The sequence below is a fragment of the Fusibacter sp. A1 genome (assembly GCF_004125825.1).
In the GTDB taxonomy this organism is placed as follows: domain Bacteria; phylum Bacillota; class Clostridia; order Peptostreptococcales; family Acidaminobacteraceae; genus QQWI01.
Genome location: NZ_QQWI01000002.1, coordinates 201,824 through 227,467, shown reverse-complemented (window position 1 = coordinate 227,467; position 25,644 = coordinate 201,824). Strand labels below are relative to the sequence as shown.

Sequence of the window (25,644 nt, the reverse complement as noted above, 5' to 3'; positions counted from 1 at the left end):
TGTAGGTTGATAAGAATCGTCAAGTATACTCCCCACATCTCATGTATGATTTAATCAGAAAGTAGATAGGAGGTCAGTTTGAGCTATTACGAAAGCATGCAATTAGCCATTGATTACATCGAGGCGCATTTAAAGGAAACGGTAGAACTGAAGGACATTGCAAGCGTCACCGGATATTCCGTGCCGCATGTCTACCGTATATTCGGTGCCATGGTCGGTTACACCGTCATGGATTATGTCAGAAAGAGACGCATGAGTAACGCTCTTTACGATTTAGTGACCACTGATAAAAGTGTCACTGAGATCGCATTCGAGAACGGTTATGAATCCCACGAAGTGTTCACAAGAACTTTTAAAGCCGCCTACGGCGCTCCTCCACGTAGAATGAGAAAAGCCTTGATCGAGCCAATCCTATTCGAAAAAGTTCATCTACTTTCCAAACAAACTAAAGGAGATGAAACAATGAAACCACAAATCATTTGTAAAGACAGCATCACATTGGTCGGAATTAAAAAACACATCACTGGACCAGAACAACAGAAGTTTGAACAGTTAAAGGCAACTAGAGACGAAATGCTCACAAAAAGCAGCGCTATCACACATCGCATCAATAAGGAGTTCTACTACGCCGCATACGACTACTTGGTCGAAGATATGGATAAAGACGACGATGAGTTGACTTACACCTACTACTACTGTGTCGAGGTTCCTACAGAAACTTCAGAAGTGCCTGCCGGCATGGTTAAAAAGGTGCTTCCACAAGCAAAATATGCGGTCTTCCATTATGATGTTGCAGAAAACACGCTAAACGGCATGAAACTCGAGAGTAGTGTCTATGACTATATCGACGGTATTTGGCTTCCTAATTCAGGGTTTGAGCTTACTGAGGAATCTGACTTCGAGGTCATCAATAGGGACAAGCAAACCATCGATTATTACATTTCAGTGAAATAGAAACAGTCCATTGCATTTATAAGTGCAATGGACTGTTTTTACTTTCAAATTAATTCTCGCCACCTACGCATCATAAAAAAAAATCAAAACCGCTCAAAATGTCCTGTAAGATAATGTATAATGGAGTATGATTAGATTAAGGATTAATCCACTAAAGAGGTGTTAAATGAATATGCGCGATTATTTACAGACAGCTGTCGACTATATTGAAGAGAACATAACAGAGCCACTAAACTTAGAAACGATAGGAAATCATATCGGTTTTTCAAAGTACTATCTGAATAGCATGTTTAGCCTATATACGGGCATGTCTTTAATTGAATACACCAGAAAACGAAAACTTGTCTATGGAATCAACCAACTCAAAAGAGGCATGCGAATCATAGATATCGCATTCGATCTGGGTTACTCATGCGAACGCTCGTTTTCTCGTGCGATAAAAAATAGCTTTGGTGAATCACCAAGCTATTACAGGGACAACAATGTGCCACTCAGTAGAAAACTGAATGTCTACGACTTAAAACTCACCCTAGACGAAGAAAAGATATGCTCCTATCAGGTACCAGGGCATGAAAAAGTTGAGGCTCTAATAAGAGCAAAAGGAGTGTTTGCGATGAAAAGTTATTTAAGTGATGTACGCTATGAAAAAATTGATAGAATGAAGGTCATCAGCACAACCGCATTCGGCAACGAACCCGAAGAAGAAGTGATTACCCGCCTGAAAAAACTGGCACAGGAGTATCATTTGAATGTAAACCGAGAGTTCGGATTCGACGTACCTGTCGAAGGAAGTCCAGATATGACAGAATTCAGAGGCTATGAATACTGGTTGGCAGTAGATGAGAAAGAACTGGATAAACTTGAGGGCGATGCGTTTACTTATGGCGGCGGTGAGATCTGTGTCAAGGATATCCCCGGTTACCGCTATGCGACGCTCACCATTGAAGAACCCTTTGTCGATCCCTTCGAACGAATTCCAGGCGGATTCAGAGCGCTTGTATCTTGGCTTGAAACACACGACTTTGCAGAAGAGGACTGCAAGCGACTAGAAAAGGCGCATTGTCTTGAAGAAGTTCTTGAAGGTGAAAAGACCGTCATGAATATCTATATCCCTGTAGACTGCTTATAGAAAAGGCCTGTAGCAAAGTGATTCTTCACTTCGTTACAGGCGTTTTTTTACTGTTAAAGAACATATTTATCATACTTTACGCTACAGCACCGCTGCCGCTTGTATCCTTACTTTCTACAGCATTCGATCTCACTCCTAAGATCCCGAAAACAGAGATGTTGACCAAAAGTGAAATTAACATCCCAAGAGCGACTGTCGCCCCTAAGCTTGACAATCCCCTGTGATTGATTGTCGCTAAGGCGCCAAATCCCAATATGGTTGTTATCCCGGTTAGTGAAATAGCCTTAAGTGTTTCAGATATGCCGCTTGGTTCATGAGTCAGTCGGTGAACCAAATGAACGCTACTGTCAATCGAGATTCCAATAATCATTGGAAAAGCAACGATGCTGATTATATTCAGCGGGATACTCAAAAAGTGCATTAGACCAAATGTAGTTACTGTCGAAAGTAGCATTGGCGCAAAGGCTAAGACGACATACTTTGGTTTTCTAAAAAGCAACACCAGTAAAACAACGATGACCGCCAAGCATAAGAGGCTTACAGATACTACATCCTTAATAACGACCTCACCCAAAGCAATCATGATTGCGGAAAATCCAACAATTTGCTCACCGGTTATCGATGCTACCACTTGGTTCAACTCATTATAATATGCTCTATCCCAAATGTCTCCAGTGCTCTTTATATCAATCCTGTACACATCATTGGCGATGTACTGGTCTTTGAGAACAGCAGGCAGATAAGGCAGTGCCTGTTCTAGCGTCATTCCTTCTGGCAGAAAAGTAAACACACTTACGACTTCTTCAATATCACTTCTATTTTCAAGTACCTCAACCAGCTCATGTACAACCGATTCCCCTTTGACTTTGACTGTCAAATCCGTAAGTCTCGTATCATATGCTTTTTCAAGCTTTGCCTGCCACCTTGTCGATGACATTTCTTTTGGGTAAATCTCTTGCATATTGAAGGTATATTTTTGTGAACCGGTTCCCCAAACGCCAACAAGGATAAGGATAACCGTTACAACAGCGACAACTTTTAAACTGTACTGTGGCAAGTCGTTGACTTGTTTTGAAGTAGCTTCCGACAGCTTGCTTTTGTGCAGTATCGGTATCATACACGGAACCAAGATCAACATGGACATCGCCAGAATAAGAATTCCTGTACCGGCAAGCGTCCCCATTTGCTGAAAGCCTTTAAACTCTGTAAAGGTGAATGAATAGAATGCTCCAGCTGTTGTTAAGGCTCCAATTACAATACTGGCTCCTGTTGTCTTAATCGCTGTAGTGATTGATTCTTCAATCGACTTTCCAAGCTTTATCTCTTCGAAATACCTGGCTAACAAATGTACCCCGAAGTCGATACCAAGTCCAAACAGGACCACTGCAAAGAACACAGAAAATAGATTGAACTCGCTAAAGATCAGATAACCTACTGCAGCAGTCAACGCAACCCCAAAGAATAGCGGGTAACCTAGGGCAAGTGGTAACTTCACTTTCTTAAAGGCGATGACTACACAGCCGATGATGGCTGCGAGCGTTAAAAACAAGGTTCCGAAGATACCTTCTTCCATCACACGATCGGCTTCATCATCCTGTACAAAGTTTCCGCCGGTAAAACCGATCTGAAGCGCCCCTGAATCTTGACCGGATTCCAGCTCCGAAATAGTACTTTGTAGATAGTCGAAAAAATCCTTTCGTGACTTTGCAAACTCATTCGTATCAATGTTAGGTTCTACAATGACCATCGTAGTCGTGCCATTAGCAGAATCCAGATAGGCCAACACTCCATCAGTAGTTTCATTACCCGCATAATAGTCTACCACCTTGGTAGTAAGATCAAATCTCTCTTTTATCGCGTCAATCGCGGTGTGACGTTCCTCTTTGGAACCTTCAAAAACAACATAGACCCTTTCACCTAAACCAAAGGTATTCTCAAAGTCCAATTGAGCCTTGAGCACCAAGTTTTCACTCGGCATTAGATTCGTAAAATTTGTAACCATCTGCAACCGACTGCTTAGTAGGATACTGATCACCAATAGGATCACGCTAGCTACCAATATCCATTTGCCGTACTTGACCGCTATTCTTCCCATAACCCTCTTCTTTCTGGTCAGGTCAGCATGCTTCTTATTAGTTTTTTGAGCTCCGTTGCAACTACGGGTATCGTGGAAGGATAATGATAGATCATCGCCTTCTCCAAAGAATCATGTATGATGTTGAACACCAGCTCCATAGATAACATCGTAATGTTGCTAGAAACCACACCCACTGAAATAGCAGCATCCAACCAAAGTTGGACTGCATCTTCCATCGATGAAAACAGCTCATTCGGTGCATCTTCACCGACAAATACGAGTACTTCAGGACTATGCATGAACTTCAGCAGTTTCTGTTCTTTTTCCATCAGTATCACTGATTTATCTATGATCAGGTCTAGTTGATCCAGTGATGGATCTGTAACATCCAACAAAGCGATTAAGCCATCGAACTCCAAATTCAGTAGGCTAAACAATGTTGATAACACATGTTCTTTCGTTTCAAAATAGAGATAGAAAGTCCCTTTGGCCACACCCGCTTTTTCGCAGATTTCTCTGACAGGAGTTTTCATAAAACCACTAACCATGAAAAGCTCAAGCGCTGCAACTAATATTGCATGTTTAGTCGTTCGCGCTTTTTCTTTTAACTCACAGCACTCGCATGCTAACAATCGACTCATCAACAATTCTGAATACATATTTACCACCCTTCAAAGGACTTCAATTCCAATTGGTAAGTTAATGCTAACACAAAAAAAGACCATATAAAATGGTCAAATTTGTACTGCCGGTCATTTTTACTTCTTACACGCTTACTAGATATCCATAACGATTTGAAGCTCACTTGTAGAACATATTGGATACCGCCCGAACCACATTCACAAGCTTCTTATCCGATTTTAGGTCGATCGCTTCAATCATACAAAGCTCATGACAGCAAAGGCAGTCTATGCACAAATCATAGTTAATGAACTTGGTATCCCTGTCAATCGCCTTAACTGGGCACCCGTCGACACAGGAATTGCAGTTGACGCACTTTTTACGGTTGACCACAGGCACAGCCTTGAAAAAATCGATCACACCTTTCACTTTTGAATAATCGACGACTTTGCTCTGAGAGTATCTTCTTGGCAGTGTAAATCCCTCCAATCTATCGGCGTTACCATGCACATTGATCTTGCTCTTATCAAAAGTTCCAATGCCTCTCTTGATACTCGCTTTTAAAATACTTACACGTTCTGCTTCAATACCCATCATTTCAATACACACCCTATCAAGTGCTAAGGGGTCCTCACTGATCAGTATCTTACCAGCAGCATATGGATCACCTGCTGTGGGTCCTTCACCCTGCATCGCTACGATCCCGTCCATGAGATGTAGCGGCATGTTGTCGATCGCCATATGAATATCCGCAAGGACTTCGCCAAACTGAAGAGGATCTGGACTCTCTTTGTGGTATTTTGCTTTTCTTAACCCTGCGACTGCACCAAAAAGGTTCTTCACAGCACCGGTATAGATCCCCATCGAATGCGTTTTCATTTTGGGTAAATTGATAACCACATCCACTTCACTAAAAGCCTTTGTGATGTATAAGTCATTCGTATAATTCGTTTTGTCCTCAATAAGAACCGGTCCCAATTCATCAAAGTTAAGAATCGTGAATCCCTCTTCATCAGCAATCTTCTGAATACCAGAAGTCACAAAGGCTTTCTTGGTAGGTGCCATTCCGGCAATCGCTCCACCCGAACTGTCGCCGACATAAACATCAGCACCATGCTCCTTTAGCAACTGCCCAACTGCACGCACAAATTCAGGATTAGTAGTCGCAGCGTGTTCAGGTTTCTTCGGTCCAATCAGATTGATTTTCAGTAAAACCCTCTGACCGCTTCTGACATACTTGTCCCATCCGCCAAGTTCATCCACCGTATCTTGAATCACACGCTTCATAAGCAAAACATCATAAGATTCACAATCACTAACATACACATCACTCATAGGACACCTCATCTGTACAAAGATTAGTTACTCAATTAAGTCTACAAATCTATTACCCACAAATCCCACTCATTACTCCCCAAAACTATAATCCCGCGTAGTCGCTACCCTCGTGGTAGCCCTCTTAAGTGACCTTTGATTCATGCAGACCAGGCTAATCCAGTAAAGCCTTGCAATAAAAAATTCTCCGTGTGGTTTTCAAGAAAACAGTCTCTTAAACCACACCGAGAATTTAAAACTACTTCTCGCTACTCATTATCAGAACCAACATTCACATAGTAAGTATCATATGCCTCATCAAACTCATATCTAAGTTTTAGAGCAAGTTTGTAGGACGTTTCATTTGCAGCATCCCAGTTAGGGTATAATCCTCGCTTAAGGCATTCGAGCATCATCACGGCCGCTGTGACCGTTGCTAGACCTTTGCCCCTATAATCCTCATGGGTCGCTATATCTATTTCAACACCTTTGTTGTAAATACTAAATGGCAGCGCGGCACTTACGAGCACATCGCCTTTGTAGATGCAGTAGCCAAAACCTCTCTTCAGATAGTCGTCTACAGAATCAAAGCACTGAATCACTTGGATCATCACCCTTTCAAGTTGAGGATCATTAAGCACCGTCCTGTCTATCGGTCTTATCTCATACTCTTTAGGTAGCTCCTTGATAAAGCAGCGCAACTTTTCCTGGTCTAAAACGCTTGGATCCTGATGAAAGCTATACCTTGGAAACTTAGCAGCTTCAAGGTGGATTTTCTCAATCTCGCGTTTCCAATCCTCCTGCTTTGTCACAATCAGATTGTGCTCGCCTAAATTCCGAATCATCTCCTGACTGGACGGCGAGTTCACATCACCGGCATAAAAGGTGAAAATATCCACTCTGACCTGGGCAGCTGTTGGATTATCCAAACGATCCACCCATGCCTCGCCCATATGCCCCTCTAAATATGACTTAAGTATTGTCGAGTTCTCCCTCTCGAATAACCTTGCAACATTTGCTCTTGTTTCATCTATCGCTCTTAACATTCATCCCTCTCTTTGATCTTCATCAGTTCTTCGATGACTTGATCAGCCTTACCCATCTCTTCAACAATGATTATTCTTTTATCACCATACTTGATTAATAGCTCATCAATCAGGGGGCTGGTATCTTTGCTAAAGTTTTTTACAAAGCTTACAAACTCATCATCCATAGGACCATCTTTAAATCCTGGTGCCATATCGGACCTAGGTTTGTCTTTGTACTCTATAGCCCTCTTATGTATGTTCTCTAAACAAATGTCCGTCGGTAGTTTCATGTAGATGATGGTATCAGAGAGCTCAATTCTTTTTTCTGCAGTCGATATGAAATTTCCATCAATGATCCAAGACTCATTCTTGTGATCAAAGTCATAAACCTGATTCATCAAGGCTTCTCGTGTGATCTGCCTGTGGTTGTCGATATGGTAGATTCTATCCAGATGAAGCAGTGGAAGATTAAGTGCTTCACTAAGTTTTTTTGAAAGAGTAGACTTACCGCTACCCGGGCTTCCAATGATGATTATTTTCATGATGTCTTCCTTTCCCTAACAAAATTATTTCACAACAAACTCAAGTTGCATATCCCTCGGATCGCCGTCGTACAGTTCAGCCTGCACTTCCACACAGTCCACACAGCCGATTTGCCTATAAAACGCAATCGTCTCCTCAGCAGACCCCGCGCATATGTAAATCTTATCCGCACCGAATTCCAAGCTTTTTTTCAAAAGCTCATCAAACAGCAACTTGCCTATGCCAAGTCCGCGTTTGTTCTTAGTGACAAACAGCTGGTCCAAAAGCGCATACTTGAACCGCTTTCCAAAGAGTGATTTCTCTAAAGTCCCGATACCGATCAAGGTGCCGTCATTATCAAAAGCAGCTAAGGCAGCTCCACCAGTCATTATCGTGTTTTTCAAATGATCCAAATGGTACTCATAGCCGTTGGGCCATGTAGGATCAAAATAGTCGATATCCACCAACCGCCTCTCACCCTCAACTTCTCGCCAAGCCTTACCGATATACTGAGAAGCATCAATATCCTTCATCTTATCCACTTCATTCAACTTCAGTTCCTTGATTATAAACCCCTCACTTAACATCCTAATGCCTCCCCTAATTACAATAATACTCGCGTAGTAGCTGCGCCTTGTGCCAGCCCTCTAAAACGCATCTGTCTAATCCCCTTCAAACCAATCCGCAAATTTCTTAAAGCAAAACGGTTCTTTACGGTTGTAATCGTCACTGTAAAACTCATGTTCCTCTGCAGTAAACTCAGCAAGCGTCTTGTCATAACCTTCTGGAATGAAGATATACCATAAATCCGACCATTTTGATGCCTTATCCTTGCCTCTAATCGATTCTGACAGGGTACCGGGTGACACGCTTTCGAAAAAACTGACTTCAGCCCCGTCGTAGTACGCAAGGCAAGACAAGAAGTGGCATTTTCTATTGGAAACACCCACCATCAATTTGATCATGCCTTCTATCCCTATGGTTTCTAACATCGGATTCACATACGCCCTAGGAAACCCCCTAAGCTCGTCAACAAAGAATCCTGCGTCAAGTGCGATGCAAGGCTCCTTGACAAGCGCATATGCCTGAAGTACTTTCTCTTTGGCTATTTCTCTAACACTATCCGTGCGCGGCTCAATCAGTTCTGCCGATAAGGCATGCACGATAGTCGATTTTAAATACTGCTGGGCTGATGCAATCTTTCCTTGGTTGGTAGTTACAAAGGTTATGGTCTTATTCATTTCAGTACCCCTTTAAAAACTTAACCTCTTCAGCTTTTCAGCTGTTAGGTGTTAAGTGCTTGTATCGATCAATAAAATTACCCCTAAACATTATACTAACATAATAATGTTTAGGGGTAGTCAGATACATTTGATTATAATTGTTTAATCTCTTTTTTCTTGTGGTGCAAACCAAAGCCCATAGCAACACTCGGTAAAAGAGAAAAAATCAGCAGCACATATGCATTCTCAATACTAAACTCATCAATCAAGTAAAAGGAATGCATATTGTAAAAGCCATAAAACATCCAGAGCTTTGAGTTGAAGATCGTCCCTCCAACGCTCAGAAAGTTAAAACTGACCGCATTCAGCCAGAATACCGCTCCAGCAGCTGCCACAAACCCTGTTGACATGAACGCCTTTGGTAGGCTGTCCTGCTTTGCCAGTAGCCTATTTGCGCAAATATAATAGAGGCTTATCGCAATTAAAACTGAAACACAAGCAGTCGCTATCATGATAAGGTGATGCCGCTGCTCGAAATGAGCACTTACCCAATCAATCTGAACCGAGTGAAACATACGGTAGATTATTATTGAAACGAGACAGACTGCCAGATGAATAATCAGCGCTTTCAGGTTGTTAAGTATCATAAGAATCCTTTTTCATCTTTATCCTTGATCTAACGGCCAATTGATTTCAAAAGTCGTACCTTTGTTCAGTTCACTACTACAGCTTATTTGGCCATTAAGCTGAAGTGTCACAATATTGAATATCGTGTAAAGTCCTAGTCCTGTCCCGGCTGTAGAGCGGTCGATCGTATAAAAAGGATCGAATATACGTTTGACCTTCTCTGAATCGATTCCCTTTCCGTTGTCCGAAACAGACATATGAAATACTCCACTTTCCACTAAGAAACGTATGTTAATCCTACCTGCTTCGGTATCGGCAAATCCATGAGCAGCCGCATTTAAGATAAGCTGCGTCACTATTTGAGCGAGCGCTCCAGGTACTGTATAAATTTCGAGTTGACTAGGACAGTCTACTACCAGCTCGTGATGCGCTAAATTGTAATGTGGTTTTAAGGCAATCAACAGTTCATCGACATAAGTTCGCACATTAAAGCGACGTTTTTCCTCAGTAGACTGGTCAATGGCTACTTGTTTAAAGTTGAAAACCAAGTCACTAGATCTTTCCAGGTTCCTATTCAGGATATCCAGCGCTTCTTTTGATTTTGAAAGTAAGTCTTCCACTCCTTTTCTATCAATTGTCTTATTAGTAAATCGATAGTCCAACTCCTTGATAAGTTCACTCACATACGAACTTGAGGTAATCGCTACCCCAAGTGGCGTATTGATTTCATGTGCGATGCCAGCAACCAATGTTCCTAATCCTGCCAGTTTTTCCGCAACAATCAGTTGTCGCTGGGTCTGTTTAAGCAAGTGCAGCGTGTCCATAAGTTCTTCGTTGATACTTGTCAGATTTTCGTTCGCAATCAAAAGATCAGTCGTTCTATCTTTCACTTTTTCTTCAAGTGTAAGCTTCGCGTTTTCAAGTGCGCTAGCCATTGTGTTGAATTTTTCAGCGAGTCTTCCGAATTCATCCTCTCGTATCATTTCAATCCTGTTTTTCAGATTTCCTTCTGTAATCCCTTCTGAGAATCTGCTTAACTCCAAAAGTGGTTTCGTCAAACGATTAGCTAAGAAATTTGAGAATAAAACTGCAAGCAAGATCAATAGGAAAAGTAGGCTTAAGACTCGTTGAGTTATGATAATACTGCTTTTATAATACTCGCTGCGATCGACTACGATGACGTAGCTAAGAGGCAGCTCAGAAAGCTGCGAATGAGTTACTTGCACAATCAACCGATTTCTATTATCACTTTTTACGATATGTTCTTGTTCTATGAGTTCAGTATCATAGACGAATTCACCAAGTCCGATGGTTTCAATTTGTTTTCCGATAAGCTCATTATGCCTCGGATGAGCTAACACATTACCCAGTGTATCTGTGATGATGATATACCCGTTACGCCCAATGACAGCACTTTTTACGGCTTCAGATAAATCCTTCAAATCAAAATCGATAGTGACTACACCAATCATCGATCCCCTATCGTCCTCGACACTCATCACACTTAAAACCACTTTCTCGTTACTAGAAGTGGTGTAGATATTCGAGAGCACGACTTCTCCAGGCTGCTCTAACGCTTTTTTATACCAGTCCCTTAAACGTGCATCATATCCATCAAATCGAGGACTGGGTGGAGATTTGACGAAGCCACCGTTTTCCTCCACACCAAGTGAGGCATTTTTAACCGATGGGTGTGATTCCTGAAAAGCCTTGAGTGTTTGATATACTTCTATTTCATAGGGTGTACCATCCAGCGGAATCATCGGAACTTTTCCATCCACTCCTGTCTTATCCACATAAGTGGTTATACGGCTGTCGGCCTCCCTGATAAGGGGCATGGTCGCAATCATCCGGGTATTTGCAGCAATATTATTCGCATACTGCTCAACATTTCTTTCAATCAGTTGAAGTTCCTTTTGAATGGCAATCTTATAATCGGCCCGCGTTTGAGATATGACTTGCAAAACTACTATGGATAATACCAAAATAATGGTGATTATAATAATAACGACAAATGAAGTGATTAGCTTAGTATGTAGTGTTTTAAATTTCATTACGAACCTCCCCGTCTATTCTACTTGTACCACTTCATTTTATATATAAGCAAAATCAAACGTATCATTAATAACTAAAATGGATAATATTAAAGCTGTATCACTTATAACTTAGCAAGTATAAGTGATACAGCCACAGTAAATTTAGTCACCTTTATATAGCATTCTATTGTAGCAATGCTTGAATCCCATCTTCTCGTATAGCTTTTTCGCGCCTTTGTTATCAAGATCGACGTGCAAAGATAGATTTCCATCAGTCAGGTCGATCGCTCTCTTGATCAGTTCGGTACCGACACCTCTACCGCCACTTTCCTTATCAGTTCCGATATACGCAAGATGATAGGACGGGATAAAGTCTTTGAAGCCTGTATTTACGATAATGCAGATCCCTTCATACTCGTTGTTTCTAGAAGCCATCAGAATGAAGCCCTTTTCAGTCGCATTACTGATTGCGTCGGCTGTCTCCTGTGTCGAATCGGAATACTTGGCCAACCAGTCTTTTGTAAACTCCACGAGTTCCTCTTTGCTAAACTCAACAGATTCCTTCATGTCTTCGATCTTTACGCTGCTTTTTCCTTCATTCAGTATGATGACATGTTTACCCTTTTTTAACTTTCCACTGATCACCTGTTCATAAAAGGCGGCAAATGCGTAGGAATCTTGCTGTGATACATTGATTTGCTCATGCTTTCTCAGCAGTCTTGTGCTTTCCTTAAGCCTGTTCTCTGAAACCTTGATGATTTCACCATTCGTCTCAGTGACTGCGTTATAGGAATCAATCAACAGCTTATCATCCTGAAATACGCTACTGCTGACCGTGATATCCCTATCTGGTGCATCGGTGCCCTTATGAAGTTTATTCTTCGGCTTGGAATAATACTCGTAAAGTTTGTCGAAATCATGCCAAGTACCGCATAGCAATTGAGGGAATTTCGAGACACTCCCCTTTAACCACCCCTTCAGGTATGAGTTATAGATGCTTGTGACCGTATATCCATAGCAAAACTGTGTAAATATCGTGTCTATCTCATAGCCGATCTTTTGAGTGATTTCATAGGTCAGCTCTTCCAGGATCATTTGACTGATATGCGTATTGCTATATCCTTCAGCCGCAAGATAGCAGTCGTTTTTTTCTGCAAGCTCGACATAGGCTTCGTATTTATCAGAAACCTCCATTGTCTTGCAGTCCAGGAGCAATCCTTTGATTTTCTTGTTTTTCCATCGTTCATTTCTAAAAATCGGTATGATCACTTCGATCTCTTCAAGTTCAGCAAAATAAGTCAACGCATTGATAAAATTAAGTGAACCGTCCGCAAGAATTTTCTTGAAGCGATGTGCGATGGTGTCTTTTATCAGTATTTCAGCAATCCTGTCCAGCTTGTGACCGGTAGGGTTAAGCCCCTCAAGTTTTAAATAGATTTCTCCTACGTCAAACAATTTTTCTAGCTTTCTTGCTCTCAACAATGGTGTTTTCCCACTTTTTAACATGTTTCCTCCTTTGTACATCAACTATTCAATATCCTTTATTTCCATGATCAGATCCACCATGATATTGGGAATCCGTTCAAATACATCATCTGCAAATACTCGTTCTGTCGTCTTATGAAGGTCCTTCCCCCAAGGGCCAAGGTTTAACACGGGCATCTCAAGTTTTTTCATTTTTTCGAAAGGTATCTTGTAGACGATATCCCAGCCAGGACTATTGTTTTTAATCGCATCTATATCCTTCTGCTGGCCTATAATGCCTGCATAACTAAGATCGCACATGCCCATGAAGTAATTACTGGACTGATAGGTAATGTTGTATTTCTCTGCGGCTATCTTACTGATTCTCTTTTCAAGCTCGTACCGCTGCCCATTATTGATCAGTTCGTTTGTGATATGGGGATAGTAGGGACCGGAAATACCGATAATCACAGCAGGTCCCTGAATATCCAGATATCCCGCGACAAACTCGATGAGATCCACAGTGACATCCGGCAGGTTTATCTGATTGTTCTCCAACCTTTCCTTAACGCTTGACAGGCGTGTCGAGTACTGCTCGATAAAACTGTCCCCGCCCTTTTCTTTTGCGGCCATGAACAGTTCATCAAATACCAGTACTTCACCTTCGTATTCAAGTTTATGAGATTCCTCATGGTTCATCATGCAAAACGCATCGTACGACTGCTGCTGCTTGATGATGACGTCCATCAAGGAATGTTCCGAAATCATTTTCAAGTTCTTGATGACATCGCTAGGTTTTCTAGAAAACGTCAACCAGTTGAAATACCCTACAGCCGCCTCAGGAATCGAGGCATCATATGACTTCTTTCGATCCTTCAGATTTATCCAGATCGGAGGTGGTGACGCGTCAAATCCCTGAACATCGCATAGCGATGGGTTCAGTTCGGTTCTTCGTTGTATTTCTGAAAGAATCAGACTCGGATTCATCCCTGAATACGGATCGCTGATATGACTCTTGATTCCCCTTACATAGATCACAGGCATTATCTTACCGACAGAACCTTGATGCATGATGTCCTTTTCCTTAATCAAATTAAAATAGGGCTCTGAATTGATCATGATCTGATACTCCAGCTTATGCTCGGTTTTGATTTCATCCATTAAGCTGACCGCCGCCAACATGCCTTTAGACAAGGTTTCCTCATCCGGAACGGATAAAAACAAAATATTGCATTCTGTCTTATTCAGCGAGGCAAAGTGTTCGAGTACGCCTAATTGAATGGCAACACCGCCTTTCATATCAGCAGTCCCTCGCCCGATGATCCACTTATCCGATTCAAGCTCTTCAATCAATTTTTGATTTTTAGTACTCAGTATTGTCGCGGCCTTCAGATCATCCGGTCTAAAAGCCAGATCACTGAGTTTACCGAAATCCGCAGTATCTACAGCGTCATGATGATTGACAAGCACAATGATCTTATCTGACTCGCCTTTCAATAGCGCCCATACGACAGACCTGTTAAACACATCCTCAGACAATTGATAACAACCAAACTGTTCATTGTTGTCCTTAAAATACCCGATCTGTCCGATGATTCTTAGCAAACTATCCTCAATGATGTTCTCGTACTCCGAGTTGCTATCACTTCGTATGGATACCAACTGATAAAAAACAGACTTAATGAATTCCTTATTGATCTTGACCACCTCCATATTAAAAAAAGGCACTCCAACCCTTTAAAAGAGTTAGAGTGCCTTAGTTATACAATAACTTATATCTTTTCGATATAGCACATGTCCAATTTGAACCTATGCAGACCCCAGTTCTTAATCAATTTTATGATGCTAATTTCAGACTTTCCTTAAGAAAGGTTACTCAGAACATCTACTTCACTTCTATAGTATAACATAACCTGTCAATTTTGTTAAATCGCATCCATAGGATCGACATTCACAAAGACATGATTTAAGAAGCGATTGATTCTGATTCCGTTGTACTTTGACCCATTGTCTTTACTTTTGACAGGAACAATCCAAGACAAAGTGCGGCACAAGCTAGTCCAATCGGCATACCAAGGTTCATTCCAAGCTTGAGTCCTTCAGGTGCGATGATGATGTATGACGTCACCACGGCGGTCATAAAGGTTGCCGGTACTGAGCAGATCCAGTGGAATTTCTTATTTTGTGCCAAGAATACCGCCGAAGCCCATAATACGATAGTCGCAAGCGTTTGATTGGACCATGCGAAGTATCTCCAAATAATCGTGAAATCGATAAAACATAGTGCGGTACCGATTGCGAATAAAGGAACAGCGATGATAAATCGATTGACAATCTTATCTTGCTTTAAGCGAATTGCATCTGCAATTGTAAGCCTTGCACTTCTAAATGCCGTATCACCAGATGTGATAGGTGCGGCAACAACTCCAAGAACAGCCAGTATTCCACCAGCCAAACCGAGTAGTGAAGTAGATATTTCACCAACAACGACAGCGGCAGGTCCTGCAGCTTGCAAGGCCTCAGGTGAACCGTAAAACGCCATTGCGGCAGCGGCCCAGATAAGTGCGATCAAACCTTCTGCAATCATAGCGCCATAAAAAATACGACGACCTTCTTTTTCGTTCTTCATACATCTTGCCATCAATGGAGACTGAGTCGCATGGAATCCCGAGATCGCTCCGCAAGCGATTGTTATGAATAAGAACGGGAAGATTGATTTCGCATCGGGATGCAAATTGCTCATCGTGATTTCAGGTATCGTGTAACCCTTTAAGAAAATTCCACCGATGATTCCGATTGCCATAAAGATTAATGCTGCCCCAAAGATCGGATAGATTTTTCCGATGAGCTTATCAACGGGCAATACAGTTGCTAGTAAGTAATAAACAATAATTCCAGCCAAAAATACATACTTGTTGATACCAGTCATATTCTGAAGCAGACCGGCAGGACCATTGATAAACACAACCCCTACAAGAACAAGCAGTATCACACTAAAGATTCTCATCACTGTTTTTGCCGGTAAACCAAGATAATGTCCGACGATCTCTCCGATGGTTTCACCATCATGTCTAACCGACAACATTCCTGCAAAATAATCATGAGTCGCGCCTGCAAAGATAGATCCCAGAACAATCCATATGAAGGCGACAGGACCCCATAATGCACCTGCAACAGCTCCAAAGATAGGACCGAGTCCCGCAATGTTTAAAAACTGAATCAGAAAGATCTTTTTCCAATCCATCTCGACAAAGTCGACCCCATCGGTAAGCCTTGCAGCTGGGGTAACGTTTGCCTCATTCGCACCAAAAACCTTTTCTACAAAACTTCCGTACACTACATAGCCGATAATGAGTGCGGCTACTGAAACTAAAAATGATATCATAAAAAACACGCCCCTTTCATGAAGAAGCGTATCATAATGGTTGTTAAATAAGATTCGATTATCCCTTAAATGCATGAATTCAAACTTTAAATGACGTAAACCGCCCTTTAAAAACATCGGACATTAAAGATTGAAATACGCTTTAAGTGCTTTGACCTGTTTTCTACTCACAGGAATCTGCTCCTTTTCGTCTTTGACCATCAACATATAGGTTGCGTTAAACCATGGTATTATCTCTTGAACCATCGTAAGATTCACTAAGAAGCTTTTGTGAGTCCGCATGAAGGGATGGCTTTTCAGCAAGTCCTCCATGTTCTTCAGCGACTGTGAAATTTCATACTCTTGACCTGTGGTGACTAGAAAAGTCTTGCTGTCGTTCGTGTAAAAATAGTTGATCTCCATAATCGAAATCAATTTTATGACCCCGTTATTCCAAACAGGTATTTTGGTGAGCGAGCAATTGTTCTGATTCTTTTCCTTGTGCTGGTTTAAGTGCTCAATCAAACGGTCTATCGTCGTTTGAAGTCTTTTTTCATCATAGGGCTTAAGCACATAGTCGATCGCAGCAGTATCATATGCTTTTAGCGCATATTGATCATAGGCCGTTGTGAAGACAATTTCGACACATGGAGACACGATAGAAAGTCGCTCAGCTAATTTTAGTCCGTCAAGCTCAGGCATGTGGATATCCAAAAACACAACATCCGGTTGTTCCTTTTCAATGGCGGCGATTCCTTCTATAGGGTCTTGAAAAATCCCTATGATATCGATGCGCTTATCCTTAGCCAGTATATAGTGCAGCTCAAGCAGAGCCGGTCGTTCATCATCGATCAATATCGCTTTATACATTGGATAACTCCTTTTCCATAGGAATCGAAAAACTCACCTTCGTACCCGAATTCAGCATACTTCTAATTTGTAATTTTCTATCAAAATGGTTCATGAGTCTACGATTGATATTGCTTAGACCGATTCCGCTAAGCTCTTGATTTCTTTTGAGCGATTCTACAATGTCTTTAGGTATTCCCTTCCCATTGTCTTCTACACTGATTGTCAGCTCATCCTTATTCAAATAAATGCTCAATTTCAAAAGTCCACCAGATTGACGGTTGATGATACCGTGCTTGATCGCATTTTCAACCAGCGGTTGTATCATCAAAGGTGGAATCATAAGACTAAGAGGTGCGTTGATATCATACTCGATGGAGATACGCTCCTCAAACCTAGCTTTCTCGACATTGACATAGGCCTTCACCGTTTCGAGTTCATCTTCAAGCGTCACTTTTTCAGCACTAAGCTTAAATGACGATCTTAAAAAATAGCTGAGATCAGTCAGTACTTCCCTTGCCTTTTGTGGATCGATCCTTATCAGTGCCATCACCGTGTTCAAGGCGTTAAAGAGAAAATGGGGTTGTATTTGAGCGCGTAACGTCTTGATTTCCGCCGATTTTAAAAGCACGGCCTGCTCATCGATTTTACTGAGTGCAAGTTGAGTCGAAAACAACTCACCCAATCCTTTTGCCAGTTCAATGTCACTCGAGGTCATGGCGTTTTCTCTGGCTTTATAAAGTTTTAAAGTACCGATGACAACGCCTTCTAAAAACAGTGGGACGACAACTACCGATCCAAGTGGACAGTCAGCGGTCGAACAGCCGATTTCTTCTTTTTTCTTTGCAACAAGCAATACGCCCTTCTGAATGGAGTTTTTTGTATAACTGGTGTGGATGGTGCTCCCAGACAAGTGGTGGTCGCTTCCTGACCCGATAAAGGCTAAACATTCATTGGTACTGGTAAAGCTGACCGCATCCACCTGAGCATATTTATAAATGGTCTTTGCCGCTTTTTCAGCAGTCTCATTGTTTAATCCAAGTCTGAATATCGGCACCGTCTTGTTGGCTATTTTCAGTGCCATTTGTGCTTTAACCGCTCCAGCATTGTCGGATTCCTTGATCACCTGATCGATAAACAATAAAAAGATGGCGACACCTGCGGCATTAAGAAACGTCATCGGTAAAAAGATCGTTTTAACAATGAGCAGGGCCTCATTAAATGGCCTTGCCACCATTAGGATAATGAGCATTTGAATCACTTCGACACCCACTCCAATTAAAAACCCATAATAGGCCTTGTTCTCCTTGGTTCTGATCCAGTCTTTTAAAAGTCCACCGGCCACACCTGCCACGAGCGTTGAAATACCACAAGAAATTGCTGTCAGTTCACCACCCACCGTTAAGAACATCCGATGAAATCCTGCGATAAAACCGGCTACAAAACCCATAAAGGGGCCACCCAACAAGCCCGCGAGTACTATCGGAATCGTTCTGGAGTTTGCGATTCCACCAAAAACCGGAGTGCCCCACAAGGTCATCACAACACCGAAAAGACCCCATAGCGTCGCGATAATCATCTTTATGGATTTGCTTGTAGGGGTACCCATCAAGTAATTCTTAAAGAATTTTGTTTTGGTGATACTAAAACCGAATAGAATCAAATAACCTAGTTTATTGAGCAGCGCCGCGCTTAATTCAGCAATCATGATATTTCACCTCTTAGCAATCTATGACAACAGTCATCATTTTAGCTTTGTTTGAAATCAGTATACACAATTTTGATTTCACATGCCACCCACTCACAAAATACAAGGTTCATTTCATTGGACAGTTTTACAAACCTCGGGTAGAATAAAACATAGGTTTAAAGCAGTACAGACGGCATTTAAAATCATTTAAGGAGTTACGACATGAAAAAAGACTTATATTTAGATTTCGATTCGACCATAGTGAATTCAGATAAATCGATTTGCGAGATATACAACAAGCAGTACAAGGACCATGCCGATTTCAAACCGGCCAATTGGAGAGAACATAGGGACTGGACGTATAAGTATACTTGTCCGCTGATTCACACGCATGAGGAAAACCCTCGAAAGGTGATCCAGGATTACTACGGTACAAAGGAATTCTTCAGCAATCTGGAGTTCTATGAAGATGCAAAAGAAGTCATCCAGAAGTTAAGTGAAAAGTATAATCTGATCATCTGCACTTCTGCCTTTCCTATGAACGCCTCCAAGAAGGTCTTATGGATAGAGGAACATCTTCCAGAAGTACATGAGATCATCATCCTTATCGATCAGTCCGGTAACGGGTATGGAAAATCAAGAGTCTCCATGCTGGAAGAAGGCGCTATCTTTATCGATGATCATCCTAAGAACCTGCACTCAACCAAAGCATCAAGAAAAATATTGTATAAATTCAAGGAGACCAACTATAACGGCGGCTGGGATGGTCCGGTCGTGTCCAACTGGAAAGAAATCGAATCGATGTTGCTATAAAAAAAACTAAGTCCAACTTAAACTGGACTTAGTTTTTTACTTCTTAACTGCTAGCTTCCATTTGAAGCTCTGTCTTTTTATCTTTCATATAGAGTTTCGGGAACTGCTTCTTATCGATCCTATAGTTGATGCCTGCGATGACTGTCGCAGTGAGCCCTACAAGCGTAAGCAATGCGAAAGCAGCGTTGAAGGATACGTTGTCGATAAGATAAGCGGTCACCAATTGGCCAAGAGTCGCACCGAGCATGTAGCAAATTCCAATAATGCTACTGACACGGCCTCTATGTGAAGCGGGTATCCTTCGGCTGATAAACGGCGAACCACCAAGGGTTGTAACGATTTCTCCGATAGTGAACAAGGTGATCATCACATAAAAGATAAATACCGCATTACTATTGATCAGTATTAAGAAACTAAGCGAATATAGTCCGATACCTAAAACTATCTTTGGTATTTCGGTATACTTATCAAGCACTCTCGTAAGTATAGGTGTCAATAAAACAACCAAGAATCCGTTGAAACTCGAAATGAATCCGAATAGGCTTGCCCCCTCGGTATCGAAAAGACTTGATAGATAAAGCGGAAGCGCGAATCCCCATTGATTATAAACAAAAGCGCTAAAGAAGAAGATACTCAACATGACCATGATGGATTTTCTTTCCTTTAATATCGCCCATGGCTTAACATCGTGTTCCTCGCTATCTTCGTACTCGTTCTTTTCATGCTCTTCAAGTGCTTGTACATCAATCACTTTAACTAACATGATGATCATGAGGGTGGAGGTGATTGTGGTCAAACCGTCAAAAATAAAGGCCAGGTTAAGAAAGTTTTCAAACAAAAGACCGCCTACTGCCGCGCCGAACATATAACCAAGATTATGACCTAAGTAATTGAGCGAGTAAACCTTCTCTCTTTCAGCAGGTTTTGTCGACTCGGCAATCAGCGCCTCAAAGGCTGGACCTTCCATGTTTGCGAATAAGCCGGCGAGAATAAAGAGAATGACCATCAGATTGCCCGGTTCAATAAATGCGCAAGTCATAAAGAAAGTTACGCTGATCAGGTCGAAGATGATGATAATCTTCTTCTTATCGAACTTATCAGCCAATTTTCCGCCAAGAATCTGAGCGGGTAAGAATAATACGCCTACGCCGATACTCACAAGGGCGATCGTCGAAGCGGAATACCCCATTTTACGACTTAAGATAAGTGTGAGAAGTGGCCAGATAAAAGCTCCCATCGTCGTTACAAGTCTCGCGAAGAAAAAGACATACACTGACCTCGAAAGTCCTTTATATTGCGAGAACAGGCTTGTGAACATGTTAAACATAAATGCCTCCTTATCTGTTCATACAGTTTAAGTTGATTCCCATTTTAATTGCAATCTCAGCGTAGTTTTCCATTTGCTTTTCAATCATCATTCAACACTCCTTTTCATCTCATCGGCACTTGATAATCCATATTAGCATAAAATTAATATCATTAATGTTAGAGTTAAATTAATTAATGATTAGAAAAGTTAAGTTGTGTTATTTATAAATGAAGTTAAAATTTTAACTACTTGACGTTGCAAAAGAGGGAAGATGCCCATATGTAAAAAAGCCTTGCAAACCGATTCACTTTTTATCCTTCAGCAAGACTAACATCACTCCCTGATCCGGACCAGGTTCGCTTTGAACTTTAAAATTCATGCGGGACAAAAGCTGTAGTGAATTGTCATTTTCGGGATCTGTTTCAGCAAAGATGCTATCGATATCGGTTTCACTGAATGCCCTGTCGATAACCACTTGGCAACCTCCGCTGGCATAACCCTTACCCCAGTATTTCGACAATAGATTATAGCCTATTTCCGCGTCAGTACCATCTGGTATCTTATGAAGTGTGATGAAGCCTACTTCTTCTCCAGTCGCTGCGATTTGCACCTTATGCATATTGAATACAGGGTGGTCACCGTATTTCACTTTCAGTTTTTTCATCAGCTCTTCACAACTTTTGAGTGTATGTTCGCATTTTCGTAAATATCTCATCGTCAAAGGATCTTTGCTTAACTCATAAAATAATTTTGCATCGTCCAGTACAAATGGAGTGAGTATTAATCGTTCTGTAATTGTCATATAGTATCCTCCATGAAAATGATAAAGTCACAATTTCACCACTGTCATTATACTAAAGTTGACTGTGGAATAATCGATTAGAAAAAAAAAGATGCCCTCAGGCACCCATAATTGACACAATCCGCTTCAGTTCCGCTTCGAATTCCCTATCAGAAGACCAACCGAGATTTCGCAGCTTTTGGCTATTGATTCCATAGGCCCGATCATGTCCTAAACGGTCTTCCATATGAACAATGCCGCTAGATGATAATTTACATAAATCAAGTATGCAAGAGACAACTTCCATATTGGTTCTTATGATACCTGACCCGATATTATAAGTACCCACCTGTCGGTTTTTTGCTAAAAATGCAATCGCCTTTACGTGATCGTGAACACTGAGCCATTCTCTTGTTTGTTTACCGTCGCCATAAATCGGTAGGCTTTGATTGGCTTTCGCCAGTGCGATCATCTTGGGAATCAGCTTCTCACAGTGCTGATCGGTGCCATAGGTATTGCACCCTCTTGTTATTGTGGTTTTTATCCCATACGTGTTGCTAAAGCTTTCAACGATCATCTCTGCAGAAGCTTTTGTGGCAGCATATGGGTTTTGAGGTCTTCTCGCATCCGTTTCTACAAATGGGATATTATTATGGTTAGGTCCATACACTTCATCTGTGGAAACCTGTACAAAATGGACATCCTTCTTATCAGCTATGCAATTAAGTAGGTTCGTCACTCCGTGAATATTCGTGTGCAGAAAAGGGCTTATGCAATCTATACTCTTGTCTACATGGGACTCTGCAGCTACATTGATGATCAGCGTGGGAGCAAAATCGTCGATGATTCCCTGCATGTCGTCATAAGAAGCGATATCCGCTTGAATGAAACGGTAATTGGGATGATTCTCAACCTTACTAAGCCTATGTAGATCGGCGGCATAGGTAAGTTTGTCCACATTTAGAACGATATCCTCGGGGTGTTTTTCAATAAATGCTCTGACCAAATAGCTGCCGATGAAGCCGGCACCGCCTGTAATCAATACTCTATCCATCTCACTGCTCCTTAGGTAAAAAGAAGGCTAAGGGTTTCCCCTTGCCTTCTTATGATAGCATAAAAGTTCTCTTGATTATTGAACTACTTCAAAGCCTTTGTTGGTCCAACCGATTGGAGCATTTGAACCTACGCCCATACCGCCATTTAGCGACACCGCATTGATACCGACCAATCTCATGGCAGCTACCGCTTGACCGGCCGTCTGGCCTGAGTAACAGTAAACAACTACTGGCTTATCCTTTGGAAGTGAGGCAAAGCCTGCAGCCATGTCTTTTCCAAACGGCATATTGATCGCTCCCTCAATATGCCCTAGAGCGTAATCTTTAGCGCTTCTTGCAGAAAGCAAAACAAAATCTTCTCCGTCTGCGATCAGTTGCTTTAGGTTGTCTTCAGAAATCTTATAGTTTGCGAAAATACTCTCGCTTACACTTGAAAGACCGGCGTAGTACTTTGTAATTGCAGCTTGAATCGTAGGGTCGATCACAGAAATATCTTCAGTAAGGACTGTCGCTTCGTTTGTAAGCACTTCATCGACACCTTCAACCTTAGAAATTCCAAACTTGAATCCTAAGTTGACCGAACGTGCGTCAAAGCCGGCTAGGTTCAAAAGGTTCACAGTTTGACCAGCAGTCTGACCGGATACGCAATAAACATAGAGTGGTTTATCCATAGGAAGTTTTGTCAAAATCTCAGCAATTGCCGTGCCACCCCAAGGTGCGTTGACAGCTCCTTTGACATGGCTTGCCTCATAATCGGAAGCGCTTCTGATATCCAAAATAGTAGCATCCGTGTCCGCTTTTACAAGCTCAACAAAATCTGCTTGGCTGATTTTGTAGATGTGTTCCGGCATATTCTCAAAATAGGCAGTCACTTTTTCACTGATTACTTCTGAAACCGTCGTATAGCCTTTATTGGTCCAACCGATCGGCGCATTGGAACCGACGCCCATGCCGCCGTTAAGCGAAACAGCATCAATACCCAAAAGTCTCATCGCAGCAACCGTTTGACCGGCTGTCTGGCCTGAATAGCAGTATACTACCACGGTTTTGTCTTTTGGAAGATCAGCAAATCCTGCAGCCATCTCTTTACCGAAAGGTAGGTTGATCGCACCTTCAATGTGACCTAACAGATAGTCTTTTTCCGATCTGACAGACAGCAGTACAAAATCTTCATCCGCCTCCATCATCGCATTAAGCTCGTCTTCACTCACTTTATAGCTAGCAAATCTTGTGTCCTTTACAGCCGCTAGACCACCGTAGTATGCATCTATCGCCTTCTTAACGATTGGATCGATTACTGTAATATCTTCTGTCAAAGTTGTCGCTTCAGTAGTCAACACCTGGTCAACACCTTCAACTTTTGAGATACCGAACTTAAAGCCTAAGTTGATCGATCTTGCGTCAAATCCAGCAAGATTCAAGGTATGTACTGCTTGACCGGCAGTTTGGCCTGATACACAGTAAAGGTATACCGGTTGATCCATAGGTATCTTAGTCATGATATCAGCAATTGCCATTCCACCCCACGGAGCATTTACAGCACCTTTGATATGACTTGCTTCATAGTCAGCAGCACTTCTGATATCAAGAATAGTAGCATCTGTACCCGCTGCTACCATTTCTACAAAATCCTTTTGGCTCATCTTGTAGATATGTTCAGGCATGTTTTCAAAATAGGCTGCTACCTGTTCCTCTAGGCTGCTGCCTGTAGATTCAGTGTTTACTTCTACAGCTTGTGTTTCCTCAGAGTCTGCTCCTTCAACAACCATAGATGTTTCTTCAATCGGCTCTTGCGTACATCCGATTAAGCTGAAACTAAGAACAAGTATCAGTAGCCATGCAAAATGTCTTTTTACCGTTTTCATGTTATTCCTCCTACGAATTATGATGCGTCTTGTGAACTTGGTTGAACTTCTACCGGCTTTTCAGCAGGCGCCATATCTTTTGACTGCCATTCCAACCAAGCACCGTCATAAACTCTGACATTGGTGAAGCCGGCTTCTTCTAGTAGCGCCATGGTCTGGGTCGCCCTAAAAGAGGATTTGCAGTATAAGATTATTTCGTCATCTTCATGAAGAGACAAGTCTCTGTAATTCAGTGCAATCGTCTTCATTGACTTGAAGGTTCCATCATTATACAAGTTCTCCGTATGAGAATAATGAATCGCACCTGGAATGAATCCCTCATCAAACTCAGCAGAAGATCTTACATCGAGTAGCACCACACTTGACGTTTCATCCGCACTATTCATCACATCTTCTAACGTGGCGATCATCTTGGTGTCCATTGCTTTGGCAGTATAAGTTGTTTTATCCAACTTAGGCGCCTCAGCTGACATCTTAAGCGCCGCTCTTTCAAGTCCCTTAGCACCGCCATTGATGATCTTTACCTGCTCATGACCATAAAGCTTTAGAACCCACCAGACTCTTCCTGCGTTCACACCACCATTATCATCATAGATCAATAGCGTGTCCTGATTTTTAATTCCAGCATTTGAAAGTACTTGTTCTACTTGTGACTGATCTGCGACAAGACCGCCAATTTCCGCGTCTTTTGTTAGTGCAGACGGAGCAAGGCTGATCGCGGTGTCAAGATGACCTTTTGAATAAGCCTCTTCTCCCCTAGCATCGATGACAATGACATTTCCACTTGAGAGCAACGCACCCACTTCTGAAGGTTCGATAAAGTTTCTTGCCCCTTCATAGGTGCTGTTCGTTGCACAGCCGGCTGTAATTATCACAAGTAGTAAAAACGTAACCGCTAAAGTTACGCGTTTTACAGATTGCAT

The 25,644-nt window shown here is 41.9% G+C and carries 22 protein-coding genes; 3 read left to right on the top strand and 19 right to left on the bottom strand.

Going from position 1 to position 25,644, the window contains the following annotated elements; translation table 11 throughout:
- The first annotated feature begins 78 nt into the window (after positions 1-78).
- Both DWB64_RS03080 and DWB64_RS03075 read left to right on the top strand, forming a co-directional pair.
- On the top strand, positions 79-954 hold the full coding sequence (locus tag DWB64_RS03080) for an AraC family transcriptional regulator (RefSeq protein ID WP_129486721.1): 876 nt from the start codon (positions 79-81) through the stop codon (positions 952-954).
- A gap of 166 nt (positions 955-1,120) precedes the next feature.
- Positions 1,121-2,083: a helix-turn-helix domain-containing protein gene (locus tag DWB64_RS03075; protein WP_129486720.1), complete on the top strand. Its 963-nt coding sequence runs from the start codon at positions 1,121-1,123 to the stop codon at positions 2,081-2,083.
- A 76-nt stretch (positions 2,084-2,159) separates the two neighbouring features.
- On the opposite strand, the gene DWB64_RS03070 is transcribed toward DWB64_RS03075, so the two are convergent.
- The 14 genes from DWB64_RS03070 to DWB64_RS03005 form a co-directional block, all read right to left on the bottom strand.
- Positions 2,160-4,178: an RND family transporter gene (locus DWB64_RS03070; RefSeq protein WP_129486719.1), complete on the bottom strand. Its 2,019-nt coding sequence runs from the start codon at positions 4,176-4,178 to the stop codon at positions 2,160-2,162.
- A 17-nt stretch (positions 4,179-4,195) separates the two neighbouring features.
- Positions 4,196-4,819, bottom strand: a complete 624-nt coding sequence (locus DWB64_RS03065) for a TetR/AcrR family transcriptional regulator (RefSeq protein ID WP_129486718.1) — start codon at positions 4,817-4,819, stop codon at positions 4,196-4,198.
- A gap of 142 nt (positions 4,820-4,961) precedes the next feature.
- Positions 4,962-6,116 (bottom strand): DUF362 domain-containing protein, encoded by a 1,155-nt coding sequence (locus DWB64_RS03060; protein ID WP_164980206.1) that lies wholly within the window; start codon positions 6,114-6,116, stop codon positions 4,962-4,964.
- Between the two features lie 248 nt (positions 6,117-6,364).
- Entirely contained in the window at positions 6,365-7,141 is a 777-nt protein-coding gene (locus DWB64_RS03055) for a GNAT family N-acetyltransferase (RefSeq protein WP_129486716.1), read from the bottom strand.
- Positions 7,135-7,665 carry an AAA family ATPase gene (locus tag DWB64_RS03050; RefSeq protein ID WP_129486715.1) on the bottom strand — a complete coding sequence of 177 codons (531 nt, stop codon included), beginning with the start codon at positions 7,663-7,665 and terminating at the stop codon, positions 7,135-7,137. Before DWB64_RS03050 ends, DWB64_RS03055 begins: the two co-directional genes overlap by 7 nt.
- A 24-nt stretch (positions 7,666-7,689) precedes the next feature.
- A complete protein-coding gene (locus DWB64_RS03045; RefSeq protein WP_129486714.1) occupies positions 7,690-8,232 on the bottom strand; it encodes a GNAT family N-acetyltransferase in 543 nt (180 codons plus the stop codon).
- A gap of 75 nt (positions 8,233-8,307) precedes the next feature.
- Positions 8,308-8,886: a non-canonical purine NTP pyrophosphatase gene (locus tag DWB64_RS03040; protein WP_129486713.1), complete on the bottom strand. Its 579-nt coding sequence runs from the start codon at positions 8,884-8,886 to the stop codon at positions 8,308-8,310.
- Positions 8,887-9,020: 134 nt separating this feature from the next.
- Entirely contained in the window at positions 9,021-9,515 is a 495-nt protein-coding gene (locus DWB64_RS03035) for a hypothetical protein (protein WP_129486712.1), read from the bottom strand.
- An 18-nt stretch (positions 9,516-9,533) separates the two neighbouring features.
- Positions 9,534-11,549, bottom strand: a complete 2,016-nt coding sequence (locus DWB64_RS03030) for a sensor histidine kinase (RefSeq protein WP_129486711.1) — start codon at positions 11,547-11,549, stop codon at positions 9,534-9,536.
- Positions 11,550-11,693: 144 nt separating this feature from the next.
- Positions 11,694-13,037, bottom strand: a complete 1,344-nt coding sequence (locus DWB64_RS03025; protein ID WP_164980205.1) for a pyridoxal-phosphate dependent enzyme — start codon at positions 13,035-13,037, stop codon at positions 11,694-11,696.
- Positions 13,038-13,058: 21 nt separating this feature from the next.
- A complete protein-coding gene (locus DWB64_RS03020; RefSeq protein WP_129486709.1) occupies positions 13,059-14,708 on the bottom strand; it encodes a M20/M25/M40 family metallo-hydrolase in 1,650 nt (549 codons plus the stop codon).
- Positions 14,709-14,961: 253 nt separating this feature from the next.
- Positions 14,962-16,380 carry a carbon starvation protein A gene (locus DWB64_RS03015; RefSeq protein ID WP_129486708.1) on the bottom strand — a complete coding sequence of 473 codons (1,419 nt, stop codon included), beginning with the start codon at positions 16,378-16,380 and terminating at the stop codon, positions 14,962-14,964.
- Positions 16,381-16,503: 123 nt separating this feature from the next.
- A complete protein-coding gene (locus DWB64_RS03010) occupies positions 16,504-17,229 on the bottom strand; it encodes a LytTR family DNA-binding domain-containing protein (RefSeq protein WP_129486707.1) in 726 nt (241 codons plus the stop codon).
- Positions 17,222-18,916, bottom strand: coding sequence for a LytS/YhcK type 5TM receptor domain-containing protein (locus DWB64_RS03005; protein WP_129486706.1), 1,695 nt, complete (start codon positions 18,914-18,916; stop codon positions 17,222-17,224). Before DWB64_RS03005 ends, DWB64_RS03010 begins: the two co-directional genes overlap by 8 nt.
- A 204-nt stretch (positions 18,917-19,120) precedes the next feature.
- Here DWB64_RS03005 and DWB64_RS03000 point away from each other — a divergent pair, with 204 nt between their 5' ends.
- On the top strand, positions 19,121-19,711 hold the full coding sequence (locus DWB64_RS03000) for an HAD hydrolase-like protein (protein WP_129486705.1): 591 nt from the start codon (positions 19,121-19,123) through the stop codon (positions 19,709-19,711).
- 43 nt (positions 19,712-19,754) lie between these two features.
- Here DWB64_RS03000 and DWB64_RS02995 read toward each other — a convergent pair whose 3' ends face one another.
- From DWB64_RS02995 to DWB64_RS02975, 5 genes are all read right to left on the bottom strand, one after another.
- Positions 19,755-21,038: an MFS transporter gene (locus DWB64_RS02995; protein ID WP_129486704.1), complete on the bottom strand. Its 1,284-nt coding sequence runs from the start codon at positions 21,036-21,038 to the stop codon at positions 19,755-19,757.
- Between the two features lie 286 nt (positions 21,039-21,324).
- Positions 21,325-21,822 carry a GNAT family N-acetyltransferase gene (locus DWB64_RS02990; RefSeq protein WP_129486703.1) on the bottom strand — a complete coding sequence of 166 codons (498 nt, stop codon included), beginning with the start codon at positions 21,820-21,822 and terminating at the stop codon, positions 21,325-21,327.
- A gap of 97 nt (positions 21,823-21,919) precedes the next feature.
- The gene (locus DWB64_RS02985; RefSeq protein WP_129486702.1) at positions 21,920-22,855 is read right to left on the bottom strand and encodes a dTDP-glucose 4,6-dehydratase; all 936 of its coding nucleotides are present in this window, start codon (positions 22,853-22,855) and stop codon (positions 21,920-21,922) included.
- Positions 22,856-22,930: 75 nt separating this feature from the next.
- The gene (locus tag DWB64_RS02980) at positions 22,931-24,721 is read right to left on the bottom strand and encodes a rhodanese-like domain-containing protein (RefSeq protein WP_129486701.1); all 1,791 of its coding nucleotides are present in this window, start codon (positions 24,719-24,721) and stop codon (positions 22,931-22,933) included.
- A gap of 17 nt (positions 24,722-24,738) precedes the next feature.
- Positions 24,739-25,644: a sulfurtransferase gene (locus DWB64_RS02975; protein ID WP_129486700.1), complete on the bottom strand. Its 906-nt coding sequence runs from the start codon at positions 25,642-25,644 to the stop codon at positions 24,739-24,741.